At 70.3% G+C, this 19169-nt stretch carries 19 protein-coding genes; 14 read left to right on the forward strand and 5 right to left on the reverse strand.

Going from position 1 to position 19169, the window contains the following annotated elements:
• The first annotated feature begins 13 nt into the window (after window positions 1-13).
• Together BM109_RS08885 and BM109_RS08890 are read left to right on the forward strand one after the other, a co-directional pair.
• Window positions 14-1528 (forward strand): helicase HerA-like domain-containing protein, encoded by a 1515-nt coding sequence (locus BM109_RS08885; protein ID WP_093342171.1) that lies wholly within the window; start codon window positions 14-16, stop codon window positions 1526-1528.
• A gap of 23 nt (window positions 1529-1551) precedes the next feature.
• Window positions 1552-2259, forward strand: a complete 708-nt coding sequence (locus tag BM109_RS08890; protein WP_093342173.1) for a Crp/Fnr family transcriptional regulator — start codon at window positions 1552-1554, stop codon at window positions 2257-2259.
• A 39-nt stretch (window positions 2260-2298) separates the two neighbouring features.
• On the opposite strand, the gene BM109_RS08895 is transcribed toward BM109_RS08890, so the two are convergent.
• The 3 genes from BM109_RS08895 to BM109_RS08905 all read right to left on the reverse strand — a co-directional run bounded on the left by BM109_RS08895 (window position 2299) and on the right by BM109_RS08905 (window position 6006).
• Entirely contained in the window at window positions 2299-4641 is a 2343-nt protein-coding gene (locus BM109_RS08895) for a DUF6351 family protein (protein ID WP_093342174.1), read from the reverse strand.
• A 148-nt stretch (window positions 4642-4789) separates the two neighbouring features.
• Entirely contained in the window at window positions 4790-5431 is a 642-nt protein-coding gene (locus tag BM109_RS08900) for a DUF1109 domain-containing protein (RefSeq protein WP_093342176.1), read from the reverse strand.
• A complete protein-coding gene (locus tag BM109_RS08905; RefSeq protein ID WP_093342178.1) occupies window positions 5428-6006 on the reverse strand; it encodes a sigma-70 family RNA polymerase sigma factor in 579 nt (192 codons plus the stop codon). The genes BM109_RS08900 and BM109_RS08905 overlap by 4 nt, the downstream gene beginning before the upstream one ends.
• A 162-nt stretch (window positions 6007-6168) precedes the next feature.
• On the opposite strand from BM109_RS08905, the gene BM109_RS08910 reads away from it, so the two are divergent.
• From BM109_RS08910 to BM109_RS08960, 11 genes are all read left to right on the forward strand, one after another.
• Window positions 6169-6600, forward strand: coding sequence for a hypothetical protein (locus BM109_RS08910; RefSeq protein WP_093342478.1), 432 nt, complete (start codon window positions 6169-6171; stop codon window positions 6598-6600).
• A gap of 43 nt (window positions 6601-6643) precedes the next feature.
• Window positions 6644-7126 carry a DUF6152 family protein gene (locus BM109_RS08915; RefSeq protein ID WP_093342179.1) on the forward strand — a complete coding sequence of 161 codons (483 nt, stop codon included), beginning with the start codon at window positions 6644-6646 and terminating at the stop codon, window positions 7124-7126.
• Between the two features lie 119 nt (window positions 7127-7245).
• Entirely contained in the window at window positions 7246-8598 is a 1353-nt protein-coding gene (locus BM109_RS08920) for a GTP cyclohydrolase II (RefSeq protein ID WP_093342181.1), read from the forward strand.
• Window positions 8595-10025, forward strand: coding sequence for a URC4/urg3 family protein (locus tag BM109_RS08925; protein ID WP_093342182.1), 1431 nt, complete (start codon window positions 8595-8597; stop codon window positions 10023-10025). The genes BM109_RS08920 and BM109_RS08925 overlap by 4 nt, the downstream gene beginning before the upstream one ends.
• Before the next feature lie 58 nt (window positions 10026-10083).
• Window positions 10084-10713, forward strand: a complete 630-nt coding sequence (gene upp, locus BM109_RS08930; RefSeq protein ID WP_093342184.1) for a uracil phosphoribosyltransferase — start codon at window positions 10084-10086, stop codon at window positions 10711-10713.
• Between the two features lie 128 nt (window positions 10714-10841).
• Window positions 10842-11843, forward strand: a complete 1002-nt coding sequence (locus BM109_RS08935) for a BMP family protein (RefSeq protein WP_093342186.1) — start codon at window positions 10842-10844, stop codon at window positions 11841-11843.
• Between the two features lie 8 nt (window positions 11844-11851).
• Complete coding sequence (locus BM109_RS08940; RefSeq protein WP_093342187.1) at window positions 11852-12799, forward strand: 5'-methylthioadenosine/S-adenosylhomocysteine nucleosidase; 948 nt, start codon at window positions 11852-11854, stop codon at window positions 12797-12799.
• Window positions 12796-13527 carry an alpha/beta fold hydrolase gene (locus tag BM109_RS08945; protein ID WP_256222446.1) on the forward strand — a complete coding sequence of 244 codons (732 nt, stop codon included), beginning with the start codon at window positions 12796-12798 and terminating at the stop codon, window positions 13525-13527. The genes BM109_RS08940 and BM109_RS08945 overlap by 4 nt, the downstream gene beginning before the upstream one ends.
• On the forward strand, window positions 13524-15119 hold the full coding sequence (locus BM109_RS08950) for an ABC transporter ATP-binding protein (RefSeq protein ID WP_093342189.1): 1596 nt from the start codon (window positions 13524-13526) through the stop codon (window positions 15117-15119). The genes BM109_RS08945 and BM109_RS08950 overlap by 4 nt, the downstream gene beginning before the upstream one ends.
• Complete coding sequence (locus BM109_RS08955; RefSeq protein ID WP_177239300.1) at window positions 15119-16183, forward strand: ABC transporter permease; 1065 nt, start codon at window positions 15119-15121, stop codon at window positions 16181-16183. The genes BM109_RS08950 and BM109_RS08955 overlap by 1 nt, the downstream gene beginning before the upstream one ends.
• Window positions 16180-17103 (forward strand): ABC transporter permease, encoded by a 924-nt coding sequence (locus tag BM109_RS08960; protein ID WP_093342192.1) that lies wholly within the window; start codon window positions 16180-16182, stop codon window positions 17101-17103. The genes BM109_RS08955 and BM109_RS08960 overlap by 4 nt, the downstream gene beginning before the upstream one ends.
• Here BM109_RS08960 and BM109_RS08965 read toward each other — a convergent pair.
• Together BM109_RS08965 and cysC are read right to left on the reverse strand one after the other, a co-directional pair.
• Window positions 17082-17978: a hypothetical protein gene (locus tag BM109_RS08965; protein WP_093342194.1), complete on the reverse strand. Its 897-nt coding sequence runs from the start codon at window positions 17976-17978 to the stop codon at window positions 17082-17084. The two genes, BM109_RS08960 and BM109_RS08965, sit on opposite strands and share 22 nt — an antisense overlap.
• A complete protein-coding gene (cysC, locus tag BM109_RS08970; RefSeq protein WP_256222447.1) occupies window positions 17975-18511 on the reverse strand; it encodes an adenylyl-sulfate kinase in 537 nt (178 codons plus the stop codon). The genes BM109_RS08965 and cysC overlap by 4 nt, the downstream gene beginning before the upstream one ends.
• Window positions 18512-18687: 176 nt before the next feature.
• Here cysC and BM109_RS08975 point away from each other — a divergent pair, with 176 nt between their 5' ends.
• Complete coding sequence (locus BM109_RS08975) at window positions 18688-19137, forward strand: hypothetical protein (RefSeq protein WP_093342197.1); 450 nt, start codon at window positions 18688-18690, stop codon at window positions 19135-19137.
• Window positions 19138-19169 lie beyond the last annotated feature (32 nt).

Raw genomic sequence — 19169 nt, forward strand, 5'->3', positions numbered from 1 at the left:
CCCGGAACCGTCCATGGCCGACCCTCTTCTGATCGCCCGCCACGAGAGCGTGGAATGCGCCCTCCTCCCGGCCCTCGCCAACCGCCACGGCCTCATCACCGGCGCCACCGGCACCGGCAAGACGGTCACGCTGCAGACCATGGCCGAAAAGCTGTCGGCGATCGGCGTGCCGGTGTTCATGGCCGACGTCAAGGGCGACCTGACCGGGATCAGCCAGAAAGGCGCCATCGGCGAGAAGATGGCCGCCACGCTCAAGGAGCGCGGCATCGACCTGCCCGAGCCGCTGGGCTGCCCCGTCACGCTGTGGGACGTGTTCGGCGAGCAGGGCCACCCGGTGCGCGCCACCATCTCCGACATGGGCCCGCTGCTGCTGGGCCGCATGCTCGACGTGAACGAAACCCAGGCCGGCGTGCTGAACCTGGTGTTCAAGATCGCCGACGACAACGGCCTGCTGCTGCTCGACCTCAAGGACCTGCGCGCGATGCTGCAGTACGTGGGCGAAAACGCGAGCCAGTTCACCACCGAGTACGGAAACATCAGCGCCGCCAGCGTGGGCGCGATCCAGCGCGGCCTGCTGCAGATCGAGACCCAGGGCGGCGACAAGTTCTTCGGCGAGCCCATGCTCAACATCGCCGACTTCATGCAGACCGAGGGCGGCCGCGGCGTGGTCAACATCCTCGCGGCCGACAAGCTCATGAACTCGCCGCGCCTCTATGCCACCTTCCTGCTGTGGATGCTGTCGGAGCTGTTCGAGCAGTTGCCCGAGATCGGCGACCCCGAGCAGCCCAAGCTGGCCTTCTTCTTCGACGAGGCCCACCTGCTGTTCAACGAGGCGCCCAAGGCGCTGGTCGAGCGCATCGAGCTGGTGGTGCGGCTGGTGCGCTCCAAGGGCGTGGGCGTGTATTTCGTGACCCAGAACCCGCTCGACATTCCCGATTCGGTGCTGGCCCAGCTCGGCAACCGCGTGCAGCATGCGCTGCGCGCCTTCACGCCGCGCGACCAGAAGGCGGTGAAGGCCACGGCCACCACGATGCGGCAGAAGCCCGGCCTCGACATCGAGAAGGCCATCACCGAGCTCGCGGTCGGCGAGGCGCTCGTGAGCTTCCTCGACGAGAAGGGCCGCCCGAGCGTGACCGAGCGCGTCTACGTGCTGCCGCCCGGCAGCCAGATCGGCCCGATCACCGCCGCGCAGCGCCAGGCGCTGCTGGCCAACTCGCTGGTGGCGGGCGTCTACGAGAAGGCGGTCGACCGCGAGTCGGCCTACGAGAAGCTCAAGGGCCGCGCCGAGACCGCGCCCGGTGCCCCTGCCGCGGGCAAGGCGGCGCCCGGCAAGCCGGCCGAGGAAGGCTCAGGCGCCGGCGGCATGCTCAACGACCTGCTGTTCGGCCACACCGGCCCGCGCGGCGCCAAGCACGATGGTCTGGTGCAGACCATGGCCAAGTCGGCGGTGCGCACCATGGGCACCTCGGTCGGCAAGGAGATCCTGCGCGGCGTGCTCGGCGGCATCTTCGGTTCGAAGAAGCGCTGAGCCGCGGCGGCGACGGCCCCCCCATGTCCTCGGGCAAGACACCGGCCAGGGACATCGCGGCGTTCTGGGAGCGCTGCATCTGGCCGCGCGTGCTCACCCAGTGCGAACGCGAGACCGCCTACAAGGCGCTCTACACGCGCGAACACGGCCAGGGCGAATTCGTCTGCCAGCGCAACGAGATCGCCGACAGCTGGATCGGCGTGATCGAGGGCTTCCTGCGCGTGCAGGACACCTCGGCTGACGGCAAGCCCGTGATGTTCACGGGCGTGGCCGCGGGCGGCTGGATCGGCGAAGGCTCGCTGCTGAAGGTCGAGCAGCGCAAGTACGAGATCGCCGCCACCCGCCCCACCGTCACCTTGCACCTGCCGCGCGACACCTTCACCTGGCTGCTCGACAGGAGCGTGCCGTTCAACCACTTCATGCTGTCGCACCTGAACGAGCGACTCAGCCAGTTCATCGCCACGGTCAAGTTCGACCGCCTGCTAGAACCCACCGGCCGCGTCGCGCGCGGCATCGCGAGCCTGTTCCATCCGGTGCTCTATCCCAACACCGACGCCACCCTGCAGATCAGCCAGGAGGAGATCGGCTGGATGGTCGGCGTGTCGCGCCAGCGCGTGAACGTGGCGCTGCACGAGCTCGAGGCCGCGCAGCTCATCAAGACCGGCTACGGCTACATCAACGTGCTCGACCGGCAGCGCCTGTCGCGCTATCCGACCAACCAGCCGGGCTGAAACGCCCGCGCATGGCGGGCGTCGCGGCGCATCGACCGTTCAGAGCGGCGTCGACACCGGCGCGGCCGGCAGGTCCTGCCCGCCCGGGCCGCCGCGGAAGGTGGTCGGCGTCCACGGCACCTGCCCCACGCCCGGCTTGCTCCAGTCGCACACGCCATCGGGGAAGGTCGCTTGCAGCCGCACCTGCTGGCCGCCCGTGAAGACCGCGCCGGCGTAGTCGGCCGATGCGAAGTCGATCGGCTTCAGCTGGCACTTGAACACGTCTTCCGCGAGCGGACCACCCGACACGATGCGCACCGACTCGTAGGGCTTGACCGGGCAGGCGGCGCTGCCGAAGCCGATGTCGACCAGCTCGGCGGTGGTCATGCCCGCGGTCGCGATGCACTGGTCGACCGCGTCCGAGGGCTTGTTCTTCACGACCTTCTTCTCTTTCGTGTCGGCGGACCTGTCGGCCTCCATGGCGCTGAGCCAGCGGTCCATCATCAGGAAGGCCTGCCGGGTCAGCGCGACGCCGGTGCCGGCCGCGCTCGCCAGCACCACGTGGTTGTCGTGCCCGCCGTTGCCCGCGTCCAGGCGCGCGCGTTGCTGGTAAGTGCGCCAGGCCATGTGGATGTCGGCGCCGAGCTCGGGCCGCAGGTCGATGACCGGCACCTTCGCGAGGTTCTTCGCGTAGCTGACGAGCCCGCTGCGGTAGAGCGCGGTCATCGCGCTGGTCTGCATCCGGGCGCGCGCCGCGGGAATGACGGCCTTGTCGCCCGACCAGATCATGTCCGCGTCCCAGCTGCCGATGCCTTCGTTGAGCGCGACGAACTCCTCGGGCGTGATGGCGCCGGAGCGCAGGGCCTTGAGCCCGTATTGCACGCCCGCGTTGTCGTAGGGCAGGTTCGGCACGGTGTTGCCGTTGAGCTCGGTGGTGCCGAGGATCGCCGTCATCACGTCGTGGATCGTGCAGCGCACGCCGTTGGGCCGCAGCGCCGGGTCGTACACCAGCGCCGCCGGAAACCCCGGCCCGCAGTTGGTGGCCTGCACCGGGTTCTGCGGCGCGAGGAACGAATAGACCCATTGCGTGCAATACGCGGCCGTCGGATGGCCTTCGATGGCCGCGCGCGCCGCCGGCGACAGGCCGGCACCCGGGCCGGTGCCGTAGTAGCGCCAGAGGTTGCCGCAGTCGCGCGTCTCGATCCAGGTCGTCACCGCGTCGGGATAGCTGTAGCCGGTCTGCAGGCCGTCGAGCAGGCCGGGCATCACCGAGGCCGGCACGGTCTGCATCATCGAGCCGCCCGAGCCACCGTCGGACATGGTGTAGCGGATCTCGCCATAGGTGTCGACGATGTGTTCCTTGACCATCATGATGTTCTCGGTCGCGAGGAACTCGTTGTTGTTGTCGTTGTGGTTGGTGAGCTGCGAATTGACCGTCATGAAGCCGGCGCGCAGCGCGTTGTCGTCGAACAGCGCCGTGCCCGGGTTCTGCTGGAAGCGGTTGCCCGAGGCCGAGGCGCCCATCTTCCAGAGCACCTTGCCGTTCCAGCCCTTCTGCGGCTCCCACGGCGTCCACGGCTTGGCGGGATCGAAGTACACCGCCACCTGGTATTCGCTGCGGCCCATCGTGCCCAGCTCCACGCGCAGCAGCGCCTTCACGGTGTCGCCGCGGTCGGTCGTGAAGTTCGCGATCTCGGCGTCCTTCGGGCGCTTGGCCGGGTCGTACTGCAGGAAGCAGGCGTAGGGGCCGAAGGGCTGCTGGCCGCAGTCGGTGCCCTCCTTGGCCTTGGGCTGGTAGTAGTAGGTGTAGATGGTGGGCGCGTTGCAGTCGACGTCGAGCGGGTCGGCGTCCAGGCCGCTCACCTGCGTGGTCGCGCTGGCCGACAGGCCGGTGCCGGGCACCGTCACCGTCGTGACCGAGCCGGCCTTCGTGGCGCAGATCCACGGCTGCACCGGCGTGCCCGCGAAGATGTTGCCGCCACGGGCGAAGTTCTCGATCGCGAGCTTCGCGCCCGTCTTCGTCGACTTGAGCGTGGCCGTGAGCGTGTTGCTGCCCACGCGCAGCCCGGTCACGGTGCCGAGCACGCGGCCGTTGGCGCGCAGCGCGAAGGCGGAGGAGATGTCCTTGCCGTCGAGGTCCACCGCGAGGTCGAGCGCGCTCTTGCCCTCGGGCAGCACGATCTCGACATAGGCATCGCCGTCGCTGATCATGTCGGCGCGGTTCGACAGCGTCCTGATCTTGAGCTCGCCCGTCGCCGCCGGTGGTGGCGATTCCGGCTGCGAGCCGGAGGGCGGAAGAATCGGCAGTGCCACGCCGCCGCCACCGCTGCCGCCGCAGCTCGCGAGGGTGACGACCGCGCACAGGCCCAGGACCCGCAGTCCCGTTCTGAGGATGTCTCGCATCGATGTCTCCTGTTGTTGTGAGAGAAACGCGACGCGATTGCAATCCTTTCGCTCTTTTCGAACTGTTCAGCGAACGACATTTCGCCACCGGACAGGGTTTGTCCCAGTGAGACGTACGAGCGCTCGCAGGCGCTGCCCGCGCCGGCCCCTACCAGCGCAGCAGCCGCGGCCCCAGCAAGGCGCCCACCAGCACCGGCACCGCGATCCCGCTCACGTACCAGACCGCGAGGAACGGCGCCGTGAGCTCCATGCAGTGCAGCGCATAGACGGCCGCGCCCACCCCGCCGGCCAGCGCGCCGGCCGCCGCGCCGGCCAGCGCGGGCCGCGTCGGCGCGAGGCTGCGCAGCGCGGCCATCGCGCCGACGAACACCGGCAGCGCCATCACCGCGATGCTCATGGCGCAGACGCGCCACGACTGGCCCATCAGCGAGGGCATGCGCCCTTCCATCGGCGTATCGAACCAGGCCACCACGGCCAGCGCCCAGACCGCCAGCACCGGCAGCACGGCACCGATCCAGGCCCGGCGCACCGGCACGCCCGGCCGTGCGAGCCGCTGCGCCATCACGAAGGCCGCGCCCGCGATCGCCAGCGGAAATAGCAGCTTGACCCAGAACATCGGCCAGAACAGGGCCTGCAGCAGGTCGCGCCGCGGCCCGTATTCGACGAGCAGGATCGCGAGCGACAGCGGCGCACCGATGGCCAGCGCCAGCCCCAGCCGCCGGCTCGCCGCTTGGCGCGGCACGGCCACGGGGCCGGCGGCGAGCATGGCGACCAGGTCGTCGGTCTTCATGCGGCGCTCCCGAAGCGCGCGGCCAGCGCCTTGAGCCCGCGGTGGATGCCCACCTTGACCGCCGATTCGGACATGCCCGTGAGGCTCGCGGTCTCGGCCACCGACAGGCCCTCGATCTTCACGTGCACGATCGGCAGGCGCTGGCGCTCGGGCAGGGTCTCGAGCAGGCCGCCGAGGTCGCGGCGCGCATCGCTGGCCTCGATGTCGGAGGCCGCGAACAGGCCCTGTTCATCGTCGAGCGGATCCTGCAGCGCCTCGCGCGAGGACTTGGCGCGCAGCAGGTCGATCATCTTGTAGCGCGCGATCGCATGCACCCAGGCCGTCAACGGCTGGTCGCTCTGGTAGGTATGGCGCTGGTTGTGCATGGCGAGCAGGCATTCCTGGACGAGGTCTTCCACATCATCGGGCCAGCCGAACAGCCGCCGGCCCAGGAAAGCGCGCAGGTGCGCGCTGAGTCGCTGCAGGAAGTCGCGGTACGCCTTCGCGTCGCCGTCGAGGCCGCGAAGGAAGAGGCCGCGCAGCGTCGCCTCGGCGTCGCTCGTTTGCATCCTGCTGCCTTCGTTGTTTCGTGCCATCGGACCGGCTGGTTACAGCCTCGTCGAAAAAGTTCCGACGGATTGTGCCGCGCCGCCGCAAGAGCCCGCGCGGCCGCGGGCCTTGGCACTGCCGCGCCGCTCGCTGGACTAAGCTGCGCCGCACCCCTGCAAGGAGCGCTCATGTCGTCCGGCATCGCCCCGGTGTTCAAAGGACTCGTCTCGCATCCCTGGGCCTACCCGGCGCTGGAGGCGGTGCACATCGTCGGCATCGCGATGCTGTTCGGTGGCCTGCTGGTGTTCGAGCTGCGCGCGCTGGGCCTGGGCCGCGACCTGCCCGCGGCCAGGCTCGCGCGCCTCACGCTGACGCCCGCGCTGGCGGGCTTCGGCCTGTGCGCCGCCACCGGCCTGGCCATGTTCGCGGGCCAGCCCGGCGAGCTGCTGGCCAACCCGGCCTTCCGCCTCAAGCTGCTGCTGATCGCGCTGGCCGGCGCGAACGCGGCGCTGTTCCATGCGCGCGGGGGCTCCGCGCTGCTCGACGGACCCGCCGCAAAGACCGGACGGCTGCAGTGCCTGTTGTCGCTGGCCTTCTGGCTCGCTGTCATCATCTGCGGGCGCTGGATCGCCTATGCCTGAGCGGGCCTCGGCCCGCTCTCACCCTTCCTCCGAGGAGACCGCCATGCCGCTGCCAAGACGCGCCTTCGTTGCCAGTTCGCTGGGCCTCGGCCTGGGCCTCGCGCTGCCGGCACGCGCGCACCATGGCTGGAGCAGCTTCGACCAGGAGCGCCCGCTCTACCTCGAGGGCCGCGCCACCCGCGTGATGTGGCGCAACCCGCATGGCGAGCTCGAACTCGAGCTGCCCGAGCAACCCGCGCTGCCGGCCGACCTGAAGCAGCGCGCGCTGCCGAAGCAGAGCGCCTCGGTCGACGGCCCCGCGCTGCTCGCCAAGGCCCAACTGCCGACGCGGCGCGACCGCAAGTGGCTGGTCGAACTCGCGCCACTCACACGGCTGTCGGCCTGGGGCGTGGAAGAGATCAAGACCGGCACGCAGCTCGGCGTGCTGGGCTTCACCTTCACCGGCGAGAAAGGCGATGCGGTGCTTCGCGCCGAGTACCTGTTCGTCGACGGCAAGGTCTACGGGCTGCGCTCCTCGCCGGCCTGAGCTTCTTCCCGCGTTTCTTCTCGCGCCCTCCGCCGCGCCGCGCACGCGGCGTTGTCCGTCGTTCCCCGGCTTGCAAGCCATGCGGTCGATCGGTACATTGCATTTTTTGAGGGCCATTCATGTCCGTCGACAGCACTGCGATCCCTTCGTCCTCCGCCTCCCCCGTTCCTCCCGCCGCGCCGGTGCCACCGGTTCCCTCGGCCGCCGCGCTCCCGGTCCAGACCGTCGTCCCCACGCCCAGCGGCCACATCCGGCTGACCTCGCACAGCGGCGGTTTCGGCGCGCTGCCGATCCGCTGGGGTGCGGCCACCGCCACCGAGCGCGGGCCGATCGTCGGCACCACCACCAAGCGCGCGCACCGCAACGTCATCGGCACGCACAGCGGTTCGTACAGCGTTTACCGCGCCCTCGCGGTGGCCGCGGGCGCGCTCAAGCGCGAGCACAAGGCCGACCTCACGAACACCGCGCCCACCGACATCATCGGCCCCTATCCGCAGTGGGGCGAGCCCGGGCGCATCGTCTCGCTCGACCCCTGGGGCGCGCTGGTGGCCGATGCCTTCAAGAACGAGCTCGCGGCAGGCTACGACATCCGCCCGACCATCGCCATCACCAAGGCGCACGTGATCCTCCCCGAGGTGATCGAGGCGCTGCAGAGCGGCCGCCTCAAGGCCGACGGCCACTTCCTCACGGCCGGCGGCGCCGCGATGGTGACCAAGGCCGCGATCGAGCCCGTCTGGTACCTGCCCGAGGTGGCGCGGCGCTTCGGCTGCTCCGAGACCGACCTGCGCCGCGTGCTGTTCGAGGAAACCGGCGGCATGTACCCCGAGCTGGTCACGCGCTCCGACCTCGAGGTGTTCCTGCCGCCGATCGGCGGGCAGACGCTCTATATCTTCGGCAACCCGCGCGACCTCGCCAATCCCGAGGTCGAGCTCACGGCGCGCATCCACGACGAATGCAACGGCTCCGACGTGTTCGGCTCCGACATCTGCACCTGCCGGCCCTACCTCACGCACGCGATCGAGGAATGCATCCAGGGCGCGCAGCGCGGTGGCGTCGGCCTCATCGCCTACTCGCGCAAGGAAGGCCGCGCGCTCGGCGAGGTCACCAAGTTCCTGGTCTACAACGCGCGCAAGCGCCAGGTCGGCGGCGACACCGCCGACCAGTACTTCGCGCGCACCGAATGCGTGGCCGGCGTGCAGGACATGCGCTTCCAGGAGCTGATGCCCGACGTCTTCCACTGGCTGGGCATCCGCAAGATCCATCGGCTGGTGTCGATGAGCAACATGAAGTTCGACGCCATCGTCGGCTCGGGCATCGAGATCGGCGAACGCGTGAACATTCCGGACGAACTGATCCCCGCCGACGCACGCGTCGAGATGGACGCCAAGATGGCCGCCGGCTATTTCACGCCGGGACCGGTGCCGGACGCGGAGGAACTCAAGAAGGCCAAGGGCCGGGGACTGAACGAATGACGAGCAACAGCAACAACAACGGCAACGGCAACGACGATTTCCGCGACCACCTGCCGGTCGACGGCTCGGGCAGCCTGCGGCCCGGCGACGAGGGCCGGGTCGACCCCGCGATCGAGTTCGCGGTCGATGCCGGCCATCCCGCGGGCGCCGCGCGCCTGCTGCGCAGCACCGCCGAAGTGCGCCGCCGTGCCGCCGGCCTGCTGGCGCGCGCGCGCCAAGGCGAATCGCGCTGGTTCCGCATCGGCGACGACAACGCGCTCGAGGATGCCGCGCGCACCGTGGCCGAGGTCACGCGCGAGCGCTATCCCTGGGACACCATCCCGTATCACAGCCGCTGGCGCCATTTCGAGGCCGGCGGCGTCGATCGCCGGGCCCAGCTCGACGAGCTGCTCGGCGAGGCCGACGGGCGGCAGCGCGCGCGCGCCCACATCGACCTGGTGCTGGTCAGCGTGCTGCTCGATGCCGGTGCCGGCCCCGACTGGCACTACACCGAACCGGCCAGCGGCGAGCGCTTCACGCGCTCCGAGGGCCTGGGCGTGGCGAGCTTCCACGCCTTCACCAGCGGCCTGTTCTCCTCCGATCCCGAGCGCCCGCTGCAGGCCGATGCCGCCGGCCTGCGCGGCCTGGTCACCGACCGGCTCGGCGCTGCCTTCCAGGTCAGCGAGGTCAATCCGCTGGTCGGCCTCGCGGGCCGCGCCACGCTGCTGCGCCGGCTCGGCGAGGCGCTGGCCGAGCAGCCCGAGGTGTTCGGCGAGGACGGCCGGCCCGGCAACCTGTTCGACGCGCTGGTCGGCCCCTTCGGCCCGGCCGCGCCGCCCACCGCCGAGATCGGCGCGCACGCGATCCTGTCGCTGCTGCTCGATGCGCTCTCGCGCATCTGGCCCTCGGCCAATGCGGTCGACAGCATCGCGGCCGACGGCAGCGACAACCCCGGCGGCATCGGCTCGGGCGATCCCGCGCTGGCGCTCGGCGACTGCTGGCGCCACAGCGCGGTGCCGGGCCCGGGCCTCACCAACGGCTGGATGCCCTTCCACAAGCTCTCGCAGTGGCTGACCTATTCGCTGCTCGAGCCCTTCGAGTGGGCCGGCGTGAAGGTGCGCCACCTCGAGGCCCTGACCGCGCTGCCCGAGTACCGCAACGGCGGCCTGCTGATCGACAGCGGCGTGATCGTGCCCAAGGACGCGGCGCTGCTCGAACGGCGCTGGAAGGCCGGCGACGAGTTCATCGTCGAGTGGCGCGCGCTCACCGTGGCCCTGCTCGACGAACTGGCGCCGCGCGTGCGCAAGGTGCTCGGCCGCACCGAGGAACAGCTGCCGCTGGCCTGCGTGCTCGAGGGCGGCACCTGGGCCGCGGGCCGGGCACTGGCACAGCGCTTGCGTGACGGTGCGCCACCACTGCAGATCGAGAGCGACGGCACCGTTTTCTAGTTCGCCAGTCTCTTAGACTTCCGGGTTTCGCCAACGCAGAACGAATCGAAGAATTCCAATGAGCAACGTCCACCTCCTCGACCACCCCCTCGTCCAGCACAAGCTCACGCTGATGCGCCGCAAGGACGCGTCCACCAACAGCTTCCGCCGGCTCCTCAACGAGATCAGCATGCTCATGGCCTACGAGGTCACGCGCGACATGCCGATGCAGGACGTCGAGGTCGAGACGCCGCTCGAGACCATGCAGGCAAAGGTCATCGACGGCAAGAAGCTGGTGCTGGTGTCGATCCTGCGCGCGGGCACCGGCATCCTGGACGGCATGCTCACCGTGGTGCCCGGCGCGCGCGTCGGCCACATCGGCCTGTACCGCGACCCGAAGACGCTGACCGCGGTCGAGTACTACTTCAAGATGCCCGGCGAGATGGACAGCCGCGACGTGATCGTGGTCGACCCGATGCTGGCCACCGGCAACTCGGCGGTGGCGGCGGTCGAGCGGCTCAAGGAACTCAATCCCAAGTCGATCAAGTTCGTCTGCCTGCTGACCTGCCCCGAGGGCGTGGCGACCATGCAGAAGGCGCACCCCGACGTGCCGATCTACACCGCCGCCATCGACCGCGAGCTCAACGACCACGGCTACATCCTGCCGGGCCTGGGCGACGCCGGCGACCGCATCTTCGGCACCAAGTAAACGCAGACAAGAAGAGAAGCGGCCCGGTTCCTGCTTCGCAGCATCGGTCCACCGCCCCGCGCAGGGCGCGGTGGGACGATCCGAGCCCGCACCAGTTCCACCAGATCCATCACCCGAGGAGAAGCACCGTGACAGCACGCCGCCCCCTGATCGTTCGTTCCATCGCCATCGCCGCGGCCCTCGCGGCCGGCCTTCCCGGCCTCGCCCTCGCGCAGGCCAAGCTCAAGGTGGCGGCGGTCTACACCGTCCCCTTCGAGCAGCAATGGGTGGGTCGCATCCACAAGGCGCTGAAGGCCGCCGAGGCGCGCGGCGAGATCGAGTACAAGGCCACCGAGAACGTCAGCAACGCCGACTACGAGCGCGTGATGCGCGAGTACGCCACCGGCGGCAACCAGCTGATCCTCGGCGAGGTGTTCGGCGTTGAGGCCGCGGCGCGCAAGGTCGCCAAGGACTTCCCGAAGGTCGCCTTCCTGATGGGCTCCTCGCTCAAGCCGCAGGCGCCCAACTTCAGCGTGTTCGACAACTACATCCAGGAACCGGCCTACCTCAGCGGCATGGTCGCCGGCGGCATGACCAAGAGCAACCGCATCGGCATGGTCGGCGGCTTCCCGATCCCCGAGGTCAACCGCCTGATGAACGCCTTCATGGCCGGCGCCAAGGAGACCAATCCGAAGGTCGAGTTCAGCGTGAGCTTCATCAACAGCTGGTTCGACCCGCCCAAGGCCAAGGAAGCGGCCTTCGCGATGATCGACAAGGGCGCCGACATCATGTACGCCGAGCGCTTCGGCGTCTCGGATGCCGCCAAGGAAAAGGGCAAGCTCGCGATCGGCAACGTGATCGACACCCAGGCCCAGTATCCCGACACCGTGGTCGCCTCGGCGCTGTGGAACTTCGAGCCCTCGGCCGACCGCGCGATCAAGCTGGTGAAGGAAGGCAAGTTCGCCGCCGAGGACTACGGCATCTACTCGCAGATGAAATACAAGGGCTCCGAGCTCGCGCCGCTGGGCACCTTCGAGAAGAAGGTGCCGGCCGACATCGTCGCCAAGGTCAAAGCCAAGCAGGCCGACATCCTCGCCGGCAAGTTCACCGTGAAGGTGGACGACGGCCAACCCAAGTCCACCGCGAAATGAGCCGCCCGATGACCCTGCGCTGGCGTTCCCTGCTCGCGGCCGGCGTGCTGGCCTTCGGCCTCGCGGGCTGCGTCGGTGTCTACAAGGGCACCGGCGTCAGCATCAACAGCGGCACCCGGCTCGACGACACGCCGCGCATCGCGGTCATCTCGGCCTTCGAGCCCGAACTCAAGCTGCTGCTCGCGCGCCTGCAGGGCGCGGCGAAGCACGGCGTGAACGGGGTCGAGTTCACCACCGGCACGCTCGAGGGCAAGCCGGTCGTGCTGTTCCTCTCGGGCATCAGCATGACCAACGCGACCATGAACACGCAGCTCGCGCTCAACCGCTTCCGCGTCACGAACATCGTGTTCAGCGGCATCGCGGGCGGCGTGAACCCCGCGCTGCACGTCGGCGACGTGACGGTGCCGGCCCAGTGGGGCCAGTACCTCGAGGTGCTGATGGCACGCGAGACCGCGCCCGGCAAGTACGCCGCCCCGCCCTTCATCACCGACGCCACCCTGCCCAACTTCGGCATGATGTTCCCGCGCCCGGTCGAGGTGCGCTCGGCCGCGCGGCCCGGCATCGAGCGCAAGTTCTGGTTCGAGGCCGACCCGAAGATGCTCGAGGTGGCGCGCGGCATCCGCAACGTCGATCTCGCGAGCTGCAGCGCCGGCAAGTGCCTGGCGCGCAAGCCCCAGCTCGTGGTGGGCGGCAACGGCGTCTCGGGCCAGGCCTTCATGGACAACAAGGCCTATCGCGAATACACCTTCAAGACCTTCCAGGCCAACGTGCTCGACATGGAGACCGCGGCCGTGGGCATGGTGGCCTACAGCAACGGCGTGCCCTACATCGCCTTCCGCTCGCTCAGCGATCTGGCCGGCGGCGGCGATGGCGAGAACGAGATGGGCACCTTCATGAATATCGCGGCCGACAACTCCGCGAAGGTCATGCTGGCGTTCCTGGCTGCCTGGAAGTGACGGCGCCGATCCGCCTCGTTCTGCTGCCCGGCATGGATGGCACGGGCGATCTGTTCGAACCGCTGCAGGAAGCCCTCGACCCGCACACGCGGGTCGACATCGTGCGCTACCCGGGTTCCGAGCCGCAGGGCTACGACGAACTCGAGCCCCGCATCCGCGCGCAGCTGCCGGCCGACGAACCCTTCGTGCTGCTCGGCGAATCCTTCTCGGGCCCGCTCGCCATCGCGATCGCGGCCACGCCGCCGCCGGGCCTGCGCGGCCTCATCCTGTGCTGCAGCTTCGCGCGAGCCCCCGCGCCCGGGCTCGCGCTGCTGCGCGGCGGCCTGCTCGGGCTGGCGATGAAGTTCCTGCACGCGGCACCACTGCGGGCGCCCATGCAGCGCATGCTGCTGGGGCGCGGCGCCGACCCGCGCCTGCGCGCGCAACTGCAGGCCGCGCTCGGCAAGGTCTCGACGGCCGTGATGACGCATCGCCTGCAGGCGGTGCAGCGCGTGAACGTGACCGCGCTGCTGCCCCGCATCCGCGTGCCCGCGCTGTACCTGCAGGCGCTGCAGGATCGACTGGTGCCTGCGAAGGCGGCCGCGATCATCGAGCGCGCATTGCCGGCGCTGCGCATCGTCCGGCTCGACGGGCCGCACGGACTGCTGCAGGCCTCGCCCGCCGCCGCGGCCCGGGTCATCGACAATTTCTGCCGCGAGCGCGCCCTGTCCGCGCCCGCCACACCATGAATCCCAACGTGCTCCGGCTCGAGGGCATCACCAAGCGCTTCGGCAGCCTGGTCGCCAACGATGCCATCTCCCTCGACCTGCGTGCCGGCGAAGTGCTGGCGCTGCTCGGCGAGAACGGTGCCGGCAAGTCGACGCTGATGTCGATCCTGTTCGGCCACTACGTCGCCGACGAAGGCCGCATCGAGGTCTTCGGCGCGCCGCTCGCGCCCGGCAACCCCAAGGCCGCGCTGGCCGCGGGCGTCGGCATGGTGCACCAGCACTTCACGCTGGCCGACAACCTCAGCGTGCTCGACAACGTGACCATGGGCACCGAGCCGCTGTGGCGCCCGCTGTCGCGCCGCGCGACCGCGCGGGCCCGGCTGCTCGAGGTGGCGCAGCGCTTCGGGCTGCCGGTGCGGCCCGAGGCGACCATCGGCAGCCTGTCGGTGGGCGAACGCCAGCGGGTCGAAATCCTCAAGGCGCTGTACCGCGGCGCGCGCATCCTGATCCTCGACGAACCGACCGCCGTGCTCACGCCGCAGGAGAGCGAGGCGCTGTTCGCCACGCTCTCGCAGATGGTGGCGCAGGGCCTGTCGGTGATCTTCATCAGCCACAAGCTCGGCGAGGTGCTGCGCGTGTCGCACCGCGTGGCCGTGCTGCGCGGCGGCAAGCTGGTGGCCGAGGCCGCGACGGCCGACACCACGCAGGCGCAGCTCGCGCTGTGGATGGTCGGGCATGCGGTCGAGGCACCGCAGCGCCGCCCCGCCAAGTCGGTCGGCGACGCGGTCTGCGTGCTCGACCGCGTGAGCACCGCGGCCTCGAAGAGCGGCGGGCAGGACCGGCTGCGCGAGGTCTCGCTGACGCTGCGCGCGGGCGAAATCACCGCGATCGCGGGCGTCTCGGGCAATGGGCAGGTCGCGCTGGCCGAGCTGCTGTGCGGCACCCGCCGCGCCACCGCGGGCCGCGCGCAGCTCATGGGCCGCGCCCTGCCGCCCTCGCCCGCGCGCCTGGTGCAGCGTGGCGTGGCGCGCATTCCCGAGGATCGGCATGCGGTCGGCGTGGTCGGCGACCTGCCGGTGTGGGAGAACGCGGTGTCGGAGCGGCTGCGCAGCCCGGTGTTCTCGCGCGGCGCGATGTTCGTGAAGCGCGCGGCCGCGCGGCTGCATGCGCGCCGCATCGAGCAGGCCTTCGACGTGCGCGGCGCCGGCCTGATGGCGCCGGCGCGCTCGCTGTCGGGCGGCAACATGCAGAAGCTGATCCTCGGCCGCGCTTTGCTGCCGCCCGAGCAGCCCGAGCCCGGCCGCGACGAGGAACGCAGGTACCCGACCCAGGCTCCGCGCCTGATCGTGGCGCACCAGCCGACCTGGGGCCTGGACATCGGCGCCGTGGCCTATGTGCAGCAGCAGCTGATCGCCGCGCGCGATGCCGGCGCGGCCGTGCTCGTGATCTCGGACGACCTCGACGAGGTGCTGGCGCTCGGCGACCGCGTGGCGGTGATGCACGGCGGCCACCTGGGCGAGGCACGCGCCGCCTCGGCCTGGACGCGCGAGGCGATCGGCCTGGCGATGGCCGGCGCCACCGCTTCCACCGCCGCGAAGGAGGCCACGCCATGATGCGGCTCGAACGACGCCACCAGGCCTCGCGCACCGCGCTGGTCCTGGCGCCCATCGGCGCGGTCGCCTTCACCCTCGCGATCAGCGCGCTGCTGGTGCTGTGGGCCGGCGCGCCCGTGGGCCGCACCTATGCGCTGCTGCTGCAGGGCGGCTTCGGCTCGGTGTTCGCCTGGAGCGAGACCCTCACGCGCGCGATCCCGCTGATCCTCACCGGGCTGGCCGCCACGGTCTCGTTCAAGGCGCGGCTGTTCAACATCGGCGCCGAGGGGCAGCTCTACGCGGGTGCGCTGGCCGCGGTCGCCGTGGGCGGCATGCACGGCGGCACCGGCTTCGAGCTGTCGCCCTGGCTGCTGTTCCCGCTGATGATGCTGGCCGCCGCCGTGGCCGGCGCGCTGATGCTTCTGGGCCCGGCGCTGATGAAGAACAGGCTCGGCGTCGACGAGGTCGTGACCACGCTGCTGATCAACTTCATCGTGCTGCTGGGCGTGTCGGCGCTGCTCGACGGGCCGATGAAGGACCCGACCGCCATGGGCTGGCCGCAGAGCGTGTCGCTGCAGTCGGACCTGGAGCTCGGCAAGCTGATCGCCCAGACCCGCGTCCACACGGGGCTGCTGTGGGCGGTGTCGCTCGCGGTGATGGTGTGGGCGGTCTTCAAGTACACCGTGCTGGGCTTCGACATTCGCGCCGTCGGCGCCAATGCGCGCGCCGCCGCCTTCGCCGGCGTGCCGGTGACGCGCACCGTGGTCTCGGTGGCGCTGCTGTCGGGCGCGCTGGCCGGGCTGGCGGGCGCGATCGAGGTCGCGGGCCGCACCAGCTACGTCACGCTCGACATGTCGCCCGGCTATGGCTACACCGGCATCGTGATCGCGATGCTGGCCGGCCTGCATCCGCTGGGCGTGATCGCGGCCGGCGTGTTCGTGGCCGGCGTGCTGGTCGGCGCCGACACCATGAGCCGCGCCGTCGGCGTGCCGACCTACATCGCCGACGTGATCGTCGCGGCCTCGCTGATCGCGGTGCTGGTGGCGACCCTGCTGACCCAGTACCGCGTGCGGAGGAGCCGATGACCGACCTGCTCGACATCCTCGCCAACCCGGCCTTCTGGGTCGCGGTGCTGCGCATCGCCACGCCGCTGATCCTCGGCACGCTCGGCGTGCTGCTGTGCGAGCGCGCCGGCGTGCTCAACCTCGGCATCGAGGGGATCATGGTCGCGGGCGCCTTCACCGGCTGGCTCGCGGTGTACCTGGGCGCGCCGCTGTGGGCGGGCGTGGGCATCGCGGCGCTCACGGGCGCCGTGTTCGGGCTGCTGCATGCCTTCCTGACCGTGGGGCTGGCGCTCTCGCAGCACGTGTCGGGGCTGGGCATCACCATGCTCGCGACCGCGCTCAGCTACTTCGGCTACCGCGTGAGCTTCCCGAAGGTCAACACGCCGCCGACCATCGTGCCCTTCGCGCCCATGGAGTGGCTGCACATCCCGGTGCTCGGCGCCCAGACGCCACTGACCCTGCTCGCGCTGGCGCTGGTGCCCGCGGTGGCCTGGCTGCTCTACCGCACGCCGCTGGGCCTGGCGCTGCGCATGGTCGGCGAGAACCCGCAGGCGGCCGAGAGCCAGGGCGTGTCGGTCGCGGCCACGCGCACCGGCGCCATCGTGGCCGGCTCGGCGCTGATGGGCGTGGCGGGCGCCTTCCTCACGCTGTCGGCCTTCAACGCCTTCTTCTTCAACATGGTCAACGGCCGCGGCTGGATCTGCGTCGCGCTGGTGGTGTTCGCCTCGTGGCGGCCGGGCAAGGCGCTGCTGGGCGCGCTGCTGTTCGCCTTCTTCGATGCGCTCCAGCTTCGCCTGCAGCAATCGGGCGATGCCTTCCTGCCGTATCAGCTGTACCTGATGCTGCCCTACCTGCTGTCGATCCTCGCGCTGGTGCTCGTGGCCCGCAAGGCCAGCTATCCGCAGGCGTTGATGAAGCCCTACCGCAAGGGCGAACGCTGAGGGGTGGCGGCCGGCAGCGCCGGTTCGCCGCCGCGGCGCAGCAGCTGCACCAGTGCACGCAGTGGCGCGGTGATGCGCCATGAACGCGAGTTGCGCAGCTCGGCGATCTGCCGTTCCAGCTGCGCGACGCGGCGGCTCGCGTTGGCCAGTTCGCGCTTGAGCGCGCTGCGGTCCAGCGCGGCATGGTTCGGGAACGCGAGACGCGGCGTGCCCACGGCCTCGGCATCGGCGGCCGGCTCGGCCAGCTCGCGTCCGATGCGCACCTTCGACGGCTCCGCGACGCGGGCATGGGCGCGCAGGGCCGAAGCGCGGTCGACGCCGTCGCCCAGCGTGGCGCTCAAGGCATCGTGGAGATAGTCCGGGTCCTCGATGAAACGCGGGAAGTCGAGCAGCACGATCGGCACGTTCCGCTTCACCAGCGCATGCAGCAGCTCGTGGAAACCGAGCGCGAGCAGGCGCGCCTGGTCGATCGGGTTGAGCGAATAGACCACCCCGCCAGCCGTCGTGCCCCAGGTCTCCCATTGCTTGCAGTCATCGTGCAGGCCGGGCATGGCATGGCGCGCGCGCAGCTCGTTGACGGTGCGGCTGGCGGCCGCCTCGACGATGCCGCGCATCGGGATGACGACGGCGTCGACCACCGTCTGCTCGTCAGCCAGCACGCGCTCCACGTACTCGAACAGCCAGGGCGACTTGATCACGTAGGGCGCGTCGGGGTCGTTCAGCGGCAGGTCCTCGAGGCCCGCGTTGGCGTCCTCGTCGTAGCCCCGGTACTGGTCGCGCGCGATGTGGGTGTCCAGGCCGCATTCGGCAAGGTACTGCACCAGGAATGTCGTGCCCGCGCGGCCCGTGCCGGCGATCAGCAGGTGGTGCTTCATGCGTGCACGCCGATCGGCGCACCGGCCGCGCGCGGGGCCGTGCCGAAAGCCAGCATCAGCGATTCCACGGCGTCGGCCAGCCGGCAGACCGAGGTGTCGATCACCAGGTCGGGCGCCACGGGCGGCTCGTAGCTGTCGGAGATGCCGGTGAACGCCGCGATCTCGTTGCGGCGCGCCCGGGCATAGAGCCCCTTCACGTCGCGCTGCTCGCACAGCGCGAACGGCGCATGTACGTGGATCTCGCGGTAGGCCTCGCCGACGATCTCGCGCGCCATCGCGCGCTGCGCCTGCAACGGCGTGATGGCCGCGACGATCACGACCATGCCCTGCCGGCTCAGCAGCCGGGCGACCTCGGCCATCCGGCGGATGTTCTCGCTGCGGTCGGCCTGGCTGAATCCCAGCCCCTGGCTCAGGCCGGCGCGCACCTCGTCGCCGTCGAGCACGACGCTGGCCACCTGCTCGCTCTGCAGACGGGCCCGCAGGCCCTGCGCGATGGTGGATTTGCCCGCGCCGGACAGCCCGGTCATCCACATGACGCATGATGGACCGCCGGGATGCCCCGGCAGTGCCAGGACGCCAGGTCCGAAGTCAAGGTCATCGCGCTTCATTGTTTTCAAAGCGTAAGCGGCACCCCTCGGACTTTTGTCTCTGCAAGGTAAAAAATTCTGAGTAGAGAATTACGACGGCCCGCCATCGCCCTCCACACACCATGCCGAACTTCCTCCAATCCGCCTCGATCGCCGCCGTGCTCGCGTGCGGCACGGCCGCCCATGCGCTGGGCACCGACTATGGCTACGACCGCTTCCAGACGCCCGATGCCGTCACCTGGGTCCAGCTCTGCGGCACCTGGGGACCGAACCACCAGGGCACCTACCGCGTGGTGCATGCCGAGCAGTACGCGCAGTCTTTTCTCTATGTGCAATGGATGGCGCGCGACGCCAACGGCAGCCTGCAGGCCGCGCACACGGTCCCCATCGCCGAGCTCGACAACGACCATGCCGAGATCGCGCTCAGCGAGCTGACCTGCCGCGCCACGCCGCGCGGCATCGTCCTGACGGCCAAGGCCGACTCGGGGCACGACGACAAGCTGCGGCGCGTGACCATCGAGGTCGGCCCGGCACCGGGCCAGTACCGCTTCCGGCCGCAGCGCACGCGCTGAGGCCAGCCAACCGGCCACGCCAGGCCGAATCT

Source organism: Variovorax sp. PDC80, from assembly GCF_900115375.1.
GTDB lineage: Bacteria > Pseudomonadota > Gammaproteobacteria > Burkholderiales > Burkholderiaceae_C > Variovorax.

Excerpts from the sequence above, each read along its gene's own strand:
- BM109_RS08890 (WP_093342173.1), top strand. The coding sequence starts at position 1,552 with ATGTCCTCGGGCAAGACACCGGCCAGGGACATCGCGGCGTTCTGGGAG.
- BM109_RS08895 (WP_093342174.1), bottom strand. The coding sequence starts at position 4,641 with ATGCGAGACATCCTCAGAACGGGACTGCGGGTCCTGGGCCTGTGCGCG.
- BM109_RS08975 (WP_093342197.1), top strand. The coding sequence starts at position 18,688 with ATGCCGAACTTCCTCCAATCCGCCTCGATCGCCGCCGTGCTCGCGTGC.
- BM109_RS08920 (WP_093342181.1), top strand. The coding sequence starts at position 7,246 with ATGTCCGTCGACAGCACTGCGATCCCTTCGTCCTCCGCCTCCCCCGTT.
- BM109_RS08900 (WP_093342176.1), bottom strand. The coding sequence starts at position 5,431 with ATGAAGACCGACGACCTGGTCGCCATGCTCGCCGCCGGCCCCGTGGCC.
- BM109_RS08960 (WP_093342192.1), top strand. The coding sequence starts at position 16,180 with ATGACCGACCTGCTCGACATCCTCGCCAACCCGGCCTTCTGGGTCGCG.
- BM109_RS08940 (WP_093342187.1), top strand. The coding sequence starts at position 11,852 with ATGACCCTGCGCTGGCGTTCCCTGCTCGCGGCCGGCGTGCTGGCCTTC.
- BM109_RS08950 (WP_093342189.1), top strand. The coding sequence starts at position 13,524 with ATGAATCCCAACGTGCTCCGGCTCGAGGGCATCACCAAGCGCTTCGGC.
- BM109_RS08955 (WP_177239300.1), top strand. The coding sequence starts at position 15,119 with ATGCGGCTCGAACGACGCCACCAGGCCTCGCGCACCGCGCTGGTCCTG.
- BM109_RS08925 (WP_093342182.1), top strand. The coding sequence starts at position 8,595 with ATGACGAGCAACAGCAACAACAACGGCAACGGCAACGACGATTTCCGC.
- upp (WP_093342184.1), top strand. The coding sequence starts at position 10,084 with ATGAGCAACGTCCACCTCCTCGACCACCCCCTCGTCCAGCACAAGCTC.
- BM109_RS08905 (WP_093342178.1), bottom strand. The coding sequence starts at position 6,006 with ATGGCACGAAACAACGAAGGCAGCAGGATGCAAACGAGCGACGCCGAG.
- BM109_RS08965 (WP_093342194.1), bottom strand. The coding sequence starts at position 17,978 with ATGAAGCACCACCTGCTGATCGCCGGCACGGGCCGCGCGGGCACGACA.
- BM109_RS08885 (WP_093342171.1), top strand. The coding sequence starts at position 14 with ATGGCCGACCCTCTTCTGATCGCCCGCCACGAGAGCGTGGAATGCGCC.
- cysC (WP_256222447.1), bottom strand. The coding sequence starts at position 18,511 with ATGTGGATGACCGGGCTGTCCGGCGCGGGCAAATCCACCATCGCGCAG.
- BM109_RS08915 (WP_093342179.1), top strand. The coding sequence starts at position 6,644 with ATGCCGCTGCCAAGACGCGCCTTCGTTGCCAGTTCGCTGGGCCTCGGC.